General features: G+C 65.3%; 13 protein-coding genes. 1 reads left to right on the top strand and 12 read right to left on the bottom strand.

The genetic code is table 11. From position 1 onward, the window contains the following. Positions 1–20: 20 nt before the first annotated feature. The 9 genes from AC1RP5_RS21350 to AC1RP5_RS21390 form a co-directional block, all read right to left on the bottom strand. Positions 21–1256, bottom strand: coding sequence for a metal-dependent hydrolase family protein (locus tag AC1RP5_RS21350; RefSeq protein ID WP_493114041.1), 1236 nt, complete (start codon positions 1254–1256; stop codon positions 21–23). A 313-nt stretch (positions 1257–1569) separates the two neighbouring features. Further along, positions 1570–2076 carry a tetratricopeptide repeat protein gene (locus tag AC1RP5_RS21355; protein ID WP_493114042.1) on the bottom strand — a complete coding sequence of 169 codons (507 nt, stop codon included), beginning with the start codon at positions 2074–2076 and terminating at the stop codon, positions 1570–1572. A 108-nt stretch (positions 2077–2184) separates the two neighbouring features. After that, positions 2185–3504, bottom strand: a complete 1320-nt coding sequence (glcF, locus tag AC1RP5_RS21360; protein WP_493114044.1) for a glycolate oxidase subunit GlcF — start codon at positions 3502–3504, stop codon at positions 2185–2187. After that, complete coding sequence (locus AC1RP5_RS21365) at positions 3470–4369, bottom strand: hypothetical protein (RefSeq protein ID WP_493114046.1); 900 nt, start codon at positions 4367–4369, stop codon at positions 3470–3472. Before AC1RP5_RS21365 ends, glcF begins: the two co-directional genes overlap by 35 nt. Beyond that, a complete protein-coding gene (gene glcE, locus AC1RP5_RS21370) occupies positions 4366–5544 on the bottom strand; it encodes a glycolate oxidase subunit GlcE (protein WP_493114047.1) in 1179 nt (392 codons plus the stop codon). The genes AC1RP5_RS21365 and glcE overlap by 4 nt, the downstream gene beginning before the upstream one ends. 4 nt (positions 5545–5548) lie before the next feature. Further along, the gene (locus tag AC1RP5_RS21375; RefSeq protein WP_493114049.1) at positions 5549–7036 is read right to left on the bottom strand and encodes an FAD-linked oxidase C-terminal domain-containing protein; all 1488 of its coding nucleotides are present in this window, start codon (positions 7034–7036) and stop codon (positions 5549–5551) included. An 80-nt stretch (positions 7037–7116) separates the two neighbouring features. Continuing rightward, a complete protein-coding gene (ykgO, locus tag AC1RP5_RS21380) occupies positions 7117–7242 on the bottom strand; it encodes a type B 50S ribosomal protein L36 (RefSeq protein WP_068191747.1) in 126 nt (41 codons plus the stop codon). Between the two features lie 191 nt (positions 7243–7433). Then, complete coding sequence (clpS, locus tag AC1RP5_RS21385) at positions 7434–7739, bottom strand: ATP-dependent Clp protease adapter ClpS (RefSeq protein WP_493114053.1); 306 nt, start codon at positions 7737–7739, stop codon at positions 7434–7436. Between the two features lie 44 nt (positions 7740–7783). Beyond that, on the bottom strand, positions 7784–8380 hold the full coding sequence (locus AC1RP5_RS21390) for a glutathione S-transferase family protein (protein ID WP_493114054.1): 597 nt from the start codon (positions 8378–8380) through the stop codon (positions 7784–7786). Positions 8381–8444: 64 nt separating this feature from the next. On the opposite strand from AC1RP5_RS21390, the gene AC1RP5_RS21395 reads away from it, so the two are divergent. Then, on the top strand, positions 8445–9284 hold the full coding sequence (locus AC1RP5_RS21395) for a TauD/TfdA dioxygenase family protein (protein WP_493114056.1): 840 nt from the start codon (positions 8445–8447) through the stop codon (positions 9282–9284). Between the two features lie 96 nt (positions 9285–9380). Here AC1RP5_RS21395 and AC1RP5_RS21400 read toward each other — a convergent pair whose 3' ends face one another. The 3 genes from AC1RP5_RS21400 to AC1RP5_RS21410 are packed head-to-tail and all read right to left on the bottom strand — an operon-like array spanning position 9381 to position 13235. Next, positions 9381–10445 (bottom strand): ABC transporter ATP-binding protein, encoded by a 1065-nt coding sequence (locus AC1RP5_RS21400; RefSeq protein ID WP_493114058.1) that lies wholly within the window; start codon positions 10443–10445, stop codon positions 9381–9383. Continuing rightward, positions 10442–12142 (bottom strand): ABC transporter permease, encoded by a 1701-nt coding sequence (locus AC1RP5_RS21405; RefSeq protein WP_493114060.1) that lies wholly within the window; start codon positions 12140–12142, stop codon positions 10442–10444. Before AC1RP5_RS21405 ends, AC1RP5_RS21400 begins: the two co-directional genes overlap by 4 nt. Before the next feature lie 16 nt (positions 12143–12158). Beyond that, positions 12159–13235: an ABC transporter substrate-binding protein gene (locus tag AC1RP5_RS21410; RefSeq protein ID WP_493114062.1), complete on the bottom strand. Its 1077-nt coding sequence runs from the start codon at positions 13233–13235 to the stop codon at positions 12159–12161. Between the last annotated feature and the right edge of the window lie 10 nt (positions 13236–13245).

Here is a 13245-nt window from a genome sequence, read left to right on the forward strand (position 1 = left end):
GGATCGCCTGCGCCGGTTCCCTACTCCGCCGCGACGCGGGCGGCGCCTTGGGCGAAGGCCGCACGGTTGTCGCGGGCGACGATGCCGCGCTTCACGACCATGCGATGGTTCTCCTTGCGGGCGGCGCGCTTGATGTCAGCCAGCGCATCGCCATCGCAGACCACGAAGTCGGCCACGTTGCCTTCCTTGATACGGCCGTGATCGGCCAGGCGCATCAGGTCGGCGGCGCTCGCGGTCGCGAAGAACAGCGAGTCGCGGCTCGAAATGCCGATGTCGCACATGAACTCGAGTTCGCGCGCATTCTCGCCGTGGCGGTTGTGCGGCGTGCCCGCATCGGTGCCCATCGCGATGCGGCCGCCGGCGCCGTAGTACATCTTGGTCGCCGCGATATGGCGGTCGAAGACACGACGGCTCTTCTCGATCACGTAATCGGGGATCGAACGGTCGCCCTCGTCATAGCCCTTCAGGATGTTCTTCACGGCGGCGAGCGTCGGCACCAGCCAGACGCCGCGCTCCTTCATCTCGCGGCAGCACTCCTCGTCCATGAAGATGCCGTGCTCGATGGAATCGATGCCGCCGCGCACGGCGTTGAGGATGCCCAGCGCACCCTGCGCGTGGCTCGCACAGCACTTATGGAAGCGATGCGCCTCCGAGATGCCGGCCTTCATCTCCTCCGCGCTGTAATGCGCGTCCTCGGGATTGACGCCCGCGGTCATTACGCCGCCGGTGGCCATGATCTTCACCAGGTCGGAGCCGGCATGGACCTGCTCGCGCACCGCCTTCACCACCTCGTCGACACCGTCGGCGACGCGGCCGACGCGATTGCCGTGGCCGCCCGTCATGCAGATCATGCGGCCGGCACAGCGCATCGTCGGGCCGAGGAAGCGGCCGGCATTGTAGGCGTCGCGAATGGCGAACTCGATATAGTCCTTGCCGCCACAGTCGCGCACGGCGGTGACACCACCTTCGAGCGTCTGGCGCATGAACTCCATGCCACGCACCGTGAGCTGGGCGGCGCTCAGGCGATCCTGCACCGCGCCCGGATTGCCCTCGGCGCCCGACAGCGAATGGACGTGGCAGTCGATGATGCCGGGAATCAGCGTGGCGCCTGAAGTATCGACGCGCTCGCCGGCGAAACCCTTGAATTCACCAGCCGAGGCGACCCGCTTGATGCGGCCGCCCTCTTCCAGCACCGCTTGCCCGTCTTGCACCTTCTCGCCGTCGAAAAGACGGCCGCCGACATACAACGTGGCCATGAACCAACTCCCGAATTTGAACGCGGGGCGACTTTGCCTCCCCCCTCACGGATGGGCAAGGCAGCAAGAAAAAGGCCGGCGCGGGCGGCACCAGCCTGTCGGGAAATGCTCATTGAGGGAAGCGAGCCCCACGCAGCCGGGAGGTGCGCTGCGCAGGGCCTGACTGTTGGCTCGTTGCTTGTGGGAAACAGCGAGACCGAACCGTCTCGACGCCCGCTTCCAGACGTCGGGCGTCACACATGGGGAGTGCATGACGCCCATTGATAATGTTCCCGCTGGCTGACGACGACCTTACACAGATCGTGCATCCGACCTAGGTCGTAGGGCGGCCGCATCCCAGCGGATCCTCGGAACCGGGCTCGCCGCCCAGTGCCTTCAGCCGCTCGATCTCTTCGTCGACACCCACGATGTGCGGGTTCCATTTGCGCGCCAGTTCGAACGCCGCGACGGCGCGCCCGTTCTCACCCATCTCGGCGCGGATCATGCCGAGGCCGGAATAGGCGCCGAAGTGGCGCGGCTCGCGTTTCACCGTCTCGCAGATGTCGGCGAGCGACGCCGGGAAATTGCCCATCAGCCAGTGCGCGGTCGCGCGCTTGTTCCAGGCTTCCGAAAGTTCGGGCGCGACTTCGATCAGGTGCGTGAAGGTTTCGATCGAAGACTTGAGTTCCTGCTGCTGCATCTCGGCAATGCCGCGCATCATGATGGCGCGCTGGCCCATGTCGGGAACCATCACCCACTGTTCCCAGATCGCCGCCTCCAGCGAGCGGATCGCGGTGGGATCGGTGGCATCGCGCAGCTTGGTGAACAGCGTATCGAGCACGGTCCCACTCCCGGCGTTCTGCGCCTGCACGTTGATCCCAAGCATCAATCCGAGAAGGGCGGCTAGGCAAGCGCGAAGAAGGGTCATGGCACTCCTGGCGAAGCCCGGTCAGTCGAGCGCGGCAGGCCTCGGTCCGCCGGTGGCCCAGTCGAGCAGTTCGACCGTATGTGCAATCGGTATGCCGGTGCCGGACGCGATGTTGCCGATGCAGCCGAAATTGCCGGCCGCGATCACGTCGGGCTTCACGCTTTCGATGTTGGCCACCTTGCGGTCACGCAAGCGGCGCGACAGTTCGGGCTGCAACACCTGGTAGGTGCCCGCCCAGCCGCAGCAGAGATGGCCCTCGGGCACGTCCTTCACGACGAAGCCCGCGTCGCGCAGCAGCTTCTTGGGCGGCTCGTTCAGCTTCTGGCCATGCTGCATCGAGCAGGCCGAGTGGTAGGCGACGGTGAGCCCCTTGGGCTCGATGTTCACCAGACCGATCTCGGCCATGACCTCGCTGACATCCCGGGCGAGTTTCGCGACCTGCAGCGCCTTCTCGTGCCACTCGGGCTCGTCGGCCAGCATGTTGCCGTAGTCCTTCACCGTCGTGCCGCAGCCCGAGGCATTGATGACGATGGCATCGAGCCCCGCGCCGTCGATCTCGCGCAGCCACGCAGTGATGTTGGCCTTGGCCAGTGCGATCGCCTGCTCGTTGCGGCCGACATGCAGCACCGAGGAGCCGCAGCAGCCCGATCCCGCGACGTTCACCACCTCGATGTCGTGGCGCGTCAGCAGCCGCACGGTGGCCTCGTTGACCTCGGGTGCCAGCACCTGCTGGCCGCAGCCCGGCATCAGCGCCACGCGCTTGCGGCGCAGGCCCTTGGACGGAAAGGTCTGCGGCCGGTCGCCCGGCGACGGCGACGGGACGATGTCAGGCACCGCCTCCAGCATGGCGCGCAGGCGACGCAGGAAGGTGGCACCACCCGGATCGCTGCTGGTCGCGGGCAGCAGCGGCGCCAGCGGCTTAGCGAGGCGCCCCAGCACCATGGCCCAGCGGAACGCCGCCGGCCGCGGCATCAGCCAGGCCAGCAGGTTGCGCATGAAGCGATCGGTCGGCGACCGAGTATAGGTCTCCTCGATGCGATGCCGGCCGTGATCGACCAGGTGCATGTAATTCACGCCCGAGGGGCAGGTCGTCATGCAGGACAGGCACGACAGGCAGCGATCGACGTGCCGCACCTCCTGCTGTGTTGGCGCGCGGTCGCCCTCCAGCATCGCCTTGATGAGATAGATGCGGCCGCGCGGACTATCGCGCTCGTCGCCCAGCAGCACGAAGGTCGGACAGGTGGCGGTGCAGAAGCCGCAATGCACGCACTTGCGCAGGATGCGCTCACTGCGTTCGTTCTCGGGATCAGCGAGCTGGGCGAGAGTGAAGTTCGTTTGCATGTGCGACAAGCTCTAATAGGCGCTGCTTTTCTTGCTCATACGACGGCGATTTCCTCGCGCCATGATTCTTCTTCAGAAGTAACTCCGCTATCGCAACATAAAATAGGTATGCAGATGAAGCCTGTACTAACGACTTAAACGTCCCGTCATTGTCGCAGCGGTCACCTTCCCGCAATAGGAGATCTACGTTCGCGTAGTAGCGATCGAGCTCATCGAGATCGAGAAGGTAATCCTTGCTAACTGCGCGGACTTTGAAAGTAGTGTCGCCGGCGGCTTCAATCAGTATAGGAAATTTCCCACCTGCCGTGAATCTGTCATCGCCCTTGAACAGACGAAGCAGCAACGGAGGGCAAAGCTTCTCATCGATTAGTTTGGTGCAAATACTGGATGTCAGCTGATCATCGTCTTTTGCTTCAAATGCCGACAGGTTCCGCCGAACGATTGCGACCTTGATTCGATCACACTCCAGTATAACCCGATCAAACATTCGGAAGAATGCTTCTCGGCGAGCGGCGAGTTCAGCTTCTTCGAGAGATTGCGCCTGGCGCCTTGCTTCTGATGCAAGACGCGCAATCTCTGCGCGTTGAAGCGAAAGTTCTTCGCTTTGTTGAAAGTACGCTAGAACAATCCATATGAATGCCAGCGCTGCCGCAATGCCGGACAACCATTGACCGAAATCAGCAATGGTGATGGTTCCCAACAGCTTGACGACGTCACCGTTGCTCGATTCTTGAGCTTTCCACCACAGGTAAGTGAAAAATCCAACGACGAGCACCCCTGTGAGTCCAACACCAATACGGGTTCGGTACTCGCCGAAGTGGGAATTTGACCTAGTTGACTCGGGGCTTGGGGGAGTGTCGTTCATGGCAACGCTCCGATCCGGCCTGGATTGAAGAGACCCTTGGGGTCGAAGCTTTCCTTCACGCGCGCCGCCAGCGCCACGAGCGCGGCGGATTGCGGCTGGAAGACCGGCACCGCGGCCCGCACGGCCTCGGAGGCGCGGATCAGCGTCGCGTGACCGCCGGTCGCCCCCAGCGCGCCGCGCACGATCGTGTGGTCGGCGTCAGCCGAGGGCGGCAGCGCGAGCCATATCAAACCGCCCGACCAGTCATAGAAGGCCTCGGCCGACGGACGCTGCGCCTTGATGCGGGCCAGGATCGCCGGACCTTCGGTCGGCGGACAGGAGATTTTCCACACCACGGCGTCGGGCGCCGCCTTCAGGGGAACGACGTCGCGCACCTCACGCCAGAAGGCGCGGCTTTCCAAGGTGCCGAGTTCCTCCATTTGCCCGCCGGCATCAGCCATCAGCTCGCGCAGGCCTTTCAGCCGCGCCTCGACCGACGGCGCCACGCCTTCGAGGCGGAGCGCCGTGCGGCCGGCCAGGTGCGCCGCGCCAGAGACTTCGTGAGGGCTGCCCATCGCCGCGCACATCGCGCGCACCGCGGCCGCATCGTCGAGCCCCAGCAGCAGCAGCGTCGCCGTCTGGTCAGGCGCCGGCAGCACCTTGACCGAAACCTCGTCGAGCACGGCCAGCGTGCCCCACGATCCCGCGACGACCTTGGAGAGATCGTAGCCGGTGACGTTCTTCATCACCCTGCCGCCGGACTTGAAGGCCTCGCCGCGTCCGTTGACGCCGCTGAAGCCCAGCAGGTGATCGCGCGCCGCGCCGGCCGACAGACGGCGCGAGCCCGCCAGATTGCCCATCACCGCGCCGACCAGCGTCCCCTGCCCTGCGTCGCGGCCGAGCAGCGGACCGAGATCCGGCGGCTCGAAGGCCAGCATCTGGTTGCGCTGGGCCAGCAACGCCTCGACCTCGCGCATCGGCGTGCCGGCACGCAAGGTCACCACTAGCTCTTCAGGTGCGTAGTCGACGATGCCGGAAATGCCGGAGAGATCGAGCACCTGGCCGCACTGCATCGGCTTGCCGAGCGCCAGCTTGCTGCTCTCGCCGCGCACGTCGAGAGTCACGCCTTCGTTCAGCGCCCACTCCACCGCCTGCCGCAGCTCCTCAGCGTCGCGCGGCTTGATCGTAGCTGTCATCGAATCAGAACCGCGGGATATCGGGGAACGGGATGTTGTTCTGCGTCACGACCAGGCGGCCGAGTTCGGCGCAGCGGCGCAGCTTCGGAAACACCTTGCCGGGATTGAGCAGGTGGTCGGGGTCGAAGGCGCATTTCACGCGCATCTGCTGGTCAAGATCGATCTCGGTGAACTGCACGCCCATCAGGTCGCGCTTCTCGATGCCGACGCCGTGCTCGCCCGTCAGCACGCCGCCGACCCGCACGCAAAGCCGCAGGATGTCGGCGCCCAGCTCCTCGCAGCGCTTCAGTTCGGCGGGATCGTTGGCGTCGAACAGGATCAGCGGATGGAGGTTGCCGTCGCCGGCATGGAAGACGTTCACGACCCGAAGCCCGTATTGCTTCGACAGGACGCGCATCTCGGCCAGCACCTCGACGAGCTTGCCACGCGGCACCGAGCCGTCGAGGCACATGTAATCGGGCGAGATCTGGCCGACGGCTGGGAACGCAGCCTTGCGGCCGGCCCAGAAGAGCACCCGCTCCTGCTCGTCGTGGCTGACCCGCACCGTGGTCGCGCCGCGGCCCCGGGCAATCTCGGCCACGCGCTCGACCAGGTAGTCGACCTCGACCGGCGGGCCGTCGAGCTCGACGATCAGCAGTCCCTCGGCGTCGAGCGGATAGCCCGCGCCGACATAGGCCTCGGCGCACTTGGTCGCGTCCTTGTCCATCATTTCCATGCCGCCGGGGATGATGCCCGAGGCGATGACGGCGGCGACGCAATCGGCCGCGCCCGCTTCGGTCGGGAAACCCAGCAGCACCGCACGCGCCGTCGAGGGCTTGCGCAGCAGCCGCACCGTCACCTCGGTGACGACGCCTAGAAGCCCTTCCGAGCCTGTCATCAGGCCGAGCAGATCGTAGCCGCCGGAATCGAGATGCTTGCCGCCCAGCCGCACGACCTCGCCGTTCATCAGCACCATCTCGATGCCGAGCAGGTTGTTGGTGGTGAGGCCGTACTTCAGGCAGTGCACGCCGCCGGAATTCTCCGCGACGTTGCCGCCGATCGAGCAGGCGATCTGCGAGCTGGGATCGGGCGCGTAATAGAAGCCCTCGTGCTCCACCGCCTTGGTGACGCCGAGGTTGGTGACGCCGGGCTGCACCCGCGCGCAGCGGTTGGCGTAGTCGATCTCGAGCACGCGGTTGAACTTGCCCATGGCCAGCAGGATCGCGTCGCCGACCGGCATGGAGCCGCCGGACAGCGAGGTCCCGCCGCCACGCGGCACGACCTTCACCTTGTGGTCCTGGCAGTAGCGCAGGATGGCCGCCACCTGGGCCACCGTCTCCGGCAGCACCACGACCAGCGGCATCTGGCGATAGGCCGACAGCGCGTCGCACTCGAAGGGGCGCATGCCGTCGAGGTCGTCGATGACGCCTTCGCCCGGAACGATGGCCCGCAGCGCGGCGACGATCTCCGACCGGCGGGCGAGAATGGCGGGATCGAGCGGCGGCATCTCCATGCTTCGCTCATACGCCAAATGAAAAAGCGGCGGAAGCCGAAGCCTCCGCCGCTTTGTTCGCTAAGACGCTGACGCCGTCTTCAGCCCTGGCGGGCCTTGAAGCGCGGGTTGGTCTTGTTGATCACGTAAACGCGGCCCTTGCGGCGCACGATGCGGCAGTCCTTGTGACGGAGCTTCACCGACTTGAGAGAATGACGGATCTTCATGGCCCTAACTCAACAAAAAGCCCCGGCCGGGCCGGGGTGAATTCCGAAAGCGGGCGGAAAATACGGATCGCGAACGTTCCCGTCAACCCATTGATTTTCCAATCAACTTTCGCCGGGCTGTTTTGGCTGGGAAAGCTGGATTCGTCAATGATCCCAAAGGCTTGACGCCTGACATTCCGTCGACGCCGCGCCTACTCCTCGGGCTCGGTGCTGAACTCCAGGGGATGACCGGCGCCGCGGGCCATGTCGTTGGCCTCGGTCGCCTTGGATTCGGCGATGTCGCGCGTGTAGGTGGCGACAACGCAGGCGCCGCGCTGATGGGCCGTCATCATCACGACGTAAGATTGCTCCTCGGTCATGCGGAAGACGGCCTTCAGGACGACGACCACGAATTCGCGCGGCGTGTAGTCGTCGTTAAGAAGGATCACCTTGTAGAGCGGCGGCTGCTTGGTCTTGGTCCGCTCTACCGCCTGCGGCTTGGTGTCGATATCGCTCATCGAGCTCCCTTAAGTTTCCTAGAGGGCACCAACGAGCGACAGTCTCACCCCACCGGCATCGTCTCGGCAAGTGGCGCCAGCTTCACGACCTTCTCGTACCAGGCCGTGAGCTTCGGGTGGCCCGGACGCCACGGCTCGTTGGCATAGCGGAAGTCGAGATAGCCCAGCGCACAGCCGATGGTGATCTCGCCGATCGTGGTCAGGTCGCCCAGCGAATCGGCCTGCTTCTCGAGTTCGTCGAGCGCGCGCGTGACCTTTCCCTGCTGGAGCGCGATGTAGCTCTTGCGGCCCTCGTCCTGCGGCAGCGGGATCTCGCGGCGGCGCGGCTGGGTGGCGTCGAGAATGCCGTCGCCCAGCGCTTCCTGGGTCAGCGCCTTCCAGCGCGCCGGACCGACCGGCGGAAACAGCTTCGGCGCGGAGCCGATGCTGTCGAGATACTCGCAGATCACCGGGCTGTCGTAGATCGACATGCCGTCATCGGTAATCAGGGTCGGGACCTTGGAGAGCGGGTTGACCGGCGACAGCGCCGGATCGGTCGTGCCGATCTTCCAGCGCTCGATCTTGTCGTTGAGACCGCGCGCGATGGCGCAAGCCATCACTTTGCGGACATACGGGCTTGCAGCGGAATAGGCGATCTTCATGTCGGTCCCTCTTGAGATTCATCGGATCGGCGCGCACGTTATCGCGCCTTCCGGGAGCAACGCCATGAATTTCCAGACCGAGAAACTCGGCCCTCATATGGCCGCGGCGGTGAGCGGCATCGACCTCAACAGCCCGACCGACGCGGCGACGCAGGCGGCGCTGACCGGTGTTCTGCACGACAATCTGGTGATCTGCATCCGCGAGCAGGCCCTGGCGCCGCCGGCCTTCCTCGCCGCCATGTCGAAGTTCGGAACGCCGATGCTGCGCAAGCAGCTCGCCCGCACACCGGAATGCGCCGAGGTGAACATCATCTCGAGTGAAGACCGCGACGTGCTGGGCGACGGCAAGAAGATCGTGAACGGCGCCAACTGGCACACCGACGACAGCTTCATGCGGGCCCCCTGCTCGCTCACCATGCTCTACGGCGTGGAAGTCCCGTCGCGCGGCGGCGACACGCAGTTCACCAACATGTACGCCGCCTACGAGGGCCTGCCGGCCGAAATGAAGGCGCGGATCGACCCGATGAAGGTGATCCACAAGTACCATTCGAGCCGCAAGCTCAGCCGCATCTCGACGCGGCCGGCCGAGGAGATGGCCGCGATGCCCGAGGCGACGCATCCGCTGGTGCGCACCCATCCGGAGACCGGCCGCCAGTCGCTCTATCTCAATCCCAACCGCATGGAACAGATCGAGGGCCTCGACCGCGCCGAGAGCGACGCCCTGCTCGACGAGCTGATCGCCCATGCGACCCAGCCCAAGTACGAGTACCGCCATGTCTGGCGGCAGGGCGACATCGTGATCTGGGACAACCGCTGCACGATGCACAAGGCCAACGCCGACTATCCGGAAGGCGAACGCCGGTTGATGCATCGCGTGATCGTGGCGGGGACCGAGCCGTTCTGATGTCGTCCTGAGCGTAGCGAAGGACCTCACGGAACGACCAGGGGGCTCTCTGGCTGGCGTGAGATCCTTCGCTGTGCTCAGGATGACAAATAGCTTCTACGCCTCCAGCAGCACGCAGTGCTCCGGCGAGAAGGACAGCGTCACGTCCGCCCCTTCCGGCAGCAGGTTGGTCGGCGGGCGGCGGACGATCATCGCGCCCACCGGGCTGTCGACCACGTACTGCACGAAGTCGCCGTGGAACAGGCGCTGGCGGACCTTGCCGGGCACATGGTTCTCGCCGGCCAGCGGCTCGAGCCCGATATAGGCGGTGCGGACGGCGACCTCGGTCTCCCTTCCGTGCGGCTTGTGCGGCGCCATCACCTTGAGCGCCGTGCCGCCTTCGGTGACGAACGAACCGTCGCCGGCCAACTTGCCCTTGATCAGGTTGGCCGAACCCACGAAGTCCGCGACGAAGCGGCTGCGCGGCTTGTTATAGATCTCCTCCGGCGTGCCGATCTGCTCGATCACGCCCACGTTCATGACGATCACTCGATCGGAGATGGCCAGCGCCTCCTCCTGGTCGTGCGTGACATAGACCGAGGTGATGCCGAGCCGCCGCTGCAGCTCGCGCAGCTCGACCCGCATCTCGGCGCGCAGCTTGGCGTCGAGGTTGGAGAGCGGTTCGTCGAACAGCACGACGGTCGGCGAGAAGGCGATGGCGCGCGCCAGCGCGACGCGCTGTTGCTGGCCACCCGACAGTTTCGAGGCCGGCCGGTCGGCAAGATGGCGCATCTGCACGAGATCCAGCGCGCGCTCGACATTGGCCTTCAGCTCGGCCTCGCCCTGCTTTCGCACCCGCAGGCCGTAGGCGACGTTGTTCGCCACCGTCATGTGCGGCCACACCGCGTAGGACTGGAATACCATCGAGACGCCGCGCTGCTCGGTCTGCACGTTCGTCTTGGTCGCAGCGTCGTAGACGGCCCGCCCCTCGATACGGATGCTGCCGCCGGAAGGCTGTTCGAGACCCGCGATGGCGCGCAAGGTCGTGGTCTTGCCGCAGCCCGACGGGCCCAGCAGGGTCAGATGCTCGCCGCTCCCCACCGTGAAGCTCACGCCGTTCACCGCGAGCTGGTCGCCGTAACGCACGACCAGGTCTTTGACTTCGATACGCGTCTCGCTCACGACAGCTCCTTCGTCACGTTGCGCGTCACCCGGAACAGGATGAGCAGCGCCACGATCACGGTGAATGTCTGGATCAGCGCCATCGCCGCCGTCAGCTCCGTGCCGGAACTGGCGAAGGCCGCCACGATCGACGGCGCGATGACCTTGGCCTGCGGCCCCATCAGGAAGACCGACGCGCCCAGCTCGCGCACACAGGCCATGAAGATCAGCAGCCAGGCGGCCAAGATGCCGGGCTTCAGCAGCGGCAAGGTCACCGTGCGCATCTGGTAGCCCCAGCTCGCGCCACAGACGCGGGCGCATTCCTCCAGGCTCTTGTCGATCTGCAGCACGACGCCCGCCAGAGTGCGCACACCGAGCGGCAACATCACCGTGAAATAGGCCAGCGCCAGCAGCCAGAGCGTGCCGTAGATCGGGATCGGGATGTTGAGCCAGGCCCACAGCAGCGCGAGGCCAAACACCAGGCGCGGCACGGCCTGCGGGAACATGACGAAGTACTCGATCGCACCGCGGCCGCGCAGGTTCGAGCGGTAGATCAGCCAGACCAGCACGACCATCACCAGCACGCCGATGCTGGCCACGCCGAAGCCCAGCATCAGGCTGTTGACCATGGCCTGCCGCACCGGCCCCAGCGAGAAGGCGGTCTCGTAGTTGGCCAGGGTGAACTGCGCCTGGTCGAGCAGCACGGTGGCGAAGCGCTGCAGCGAGGTGAAGAGCAGCGCTGCGATCGGCAGGACGACGGCCAGGAAGATGTAGAGGCAGCAGATGAAGAACAGGATCCAGACCAGCCGGCCCATATCCATCGGTCGCGGCCGGAAAGCCTTGCCTGTGATGGTAGCGAAGCTGCCGCGTTTGATGACCGAGCGATAGAAGGTGAGCATCGCGAACATCACGACGAACAACGCCAGCCCCATCGCCGAGGCGCGGCCATAGTCGGGCGGATAGGACAGCGTCGAATCCCAGATCGCCGTGGTGATGACGTAAATGCGTGCGGGGATGCCGATCACGAGGGCGGCGGCAAACGAGCCCAGCATTTCGGCAAAGACGAACAAGGTGGCACCCAGCACGCCCGGCATGACCATGGGCAGCGTGACGGTGAGCGTGGTGCGCAGCTTGCTGGCCCCCATCACGCGCGCGGACTCTTCCAGCGCCGGATCCATCGACTTCATCGAGGCGGCGATCATCACGAAGGCGACCGTCCCCTCGAACAGCGCCATGATCCAGGCGATGCCGAAATGGCCGTAGATGTCGACCAGGTCGCCGCTGCCGCCAGCGCCCTTCCAGAGCTGGTTGATGAAGCCGCTCTTGGGCCCGGCGATGACCGCCCAGGCCAGCGCGCCGACCAGCGGCGTCATGTAGTACGGGAGCTCGAGTAGCCGCTCGAGCTTGTCGCGGAACGGCACGTTGGTGCGCGTCAGGATCCAGGCCAGCGTGAAGCCGATCAGCACGGCCATCACGGTCGCCATGACCGCGATGATCACCGTGTTGTAGAGGACGTTGAGGTCCTCCTCGAAGATCGCCAGGTAGTTCTTGATCCCGTATTCCTGCGGCGGGAAGGCCATGGGGTCGCCGACGTTCAGCGACTCCTCGATCAGGAACACCATCGGCAGGATCACTAAAAATCCCACCGCCAGCAGGACGATCACCGTGATGATCGCCTGCCAGTAATTGCGCCGGCCGTGCCCGGCCTCCCCGCTCACGAACGTCACGCCGGTCCTAGCGACGCGCGCCGACGATGCGGTCCCATTCCTTGGCGAAGGCCGGACGGTCCTTCTCGAAGGCATCCCAGTCGGCCGGCGTGAGCAGCTTCATCTCCTTCAGCGACACGCTGCCCGCCGGCGGCGGCACGTCCTCGCGCGGCGAATGGAGCAGCAGCGCCTCGGCAAGGGCCACCTGGCCGACCGGCGAGAGGAACCAGTCCATGAACAGTTCCGCGGCATTGGGGTGCGGACCGTCGGCCACGATGCCGTAGGTCTCCGGCACGGCGGGAACGCCGGTCTCCGGGAACACGAAGGCGAGCGGCGCGCCCTTGGCCTTGAACTCGATGTAGCCGGAATACTGCGCGCCCATGATGACCTTGTCCTGGCCGTCGACCAGGCGGCCGTACTGCTGGACGTAGGAGTCGAAGGCGCGCGGCTTGTTCTCGGCGAACTTCTTGAAATAGTCCGGGCCCAGGATCGGCAGCAGCATGTACCAGATGCCGTGCTGCAGGCCGGAGTTCGACACCTTGACGTTGATGCCGTCCTTCCACTTCGGATCGAGCAGGTCTTCCCACTTCTTCGGCGCATCGGCGGCCGAGACCTGGTTAGGATTGTAGGCGATGCCGCCCATGATCACCGAGCCCCAGGTCCAGAAGCCCTCGGGCTTGCTCTTGTACTCGGGCTTGTAGGCAGCCATCTCCGGCGAGATGTACTGCTTGAAGCCGCCGCGCTTCTGGAAGTCCAGGATCATGCCCATGTCGGAGATCTGGATGACGTCGACCAGGTACGACTTGGCCTGGCGCTCGGAGAGCACCTTGGCGTAGAGCGCACCCGCCTGCAGGCGGACATAGCTGGTCTTGATCTTGGGGAACGCCTTGTTGAAGGCGGCCAGCAGCTTCACCTGCCCCGCTTCGGGATCGGTCGAATAGAGCGTAAAGGCGCCTTCGGCCTCGGCCTTCGCCACGTCTGCGCAGGTCTTGAAGCCTTCCATCTGCTTGGGCGCAGCGCAGAGCTTGGCCTGGGCATTGGCCGGGGAGACCGCAGCCAGAGCGACGGCGCAAAGAGCCGCGGATGCGGCAGCGAACAGCTTCATCGTTTCCTCC

The sequence above is a fragment of the Reyranella sp. GW821-FHT12G01 genome (genome assembly GCF_058806575.1).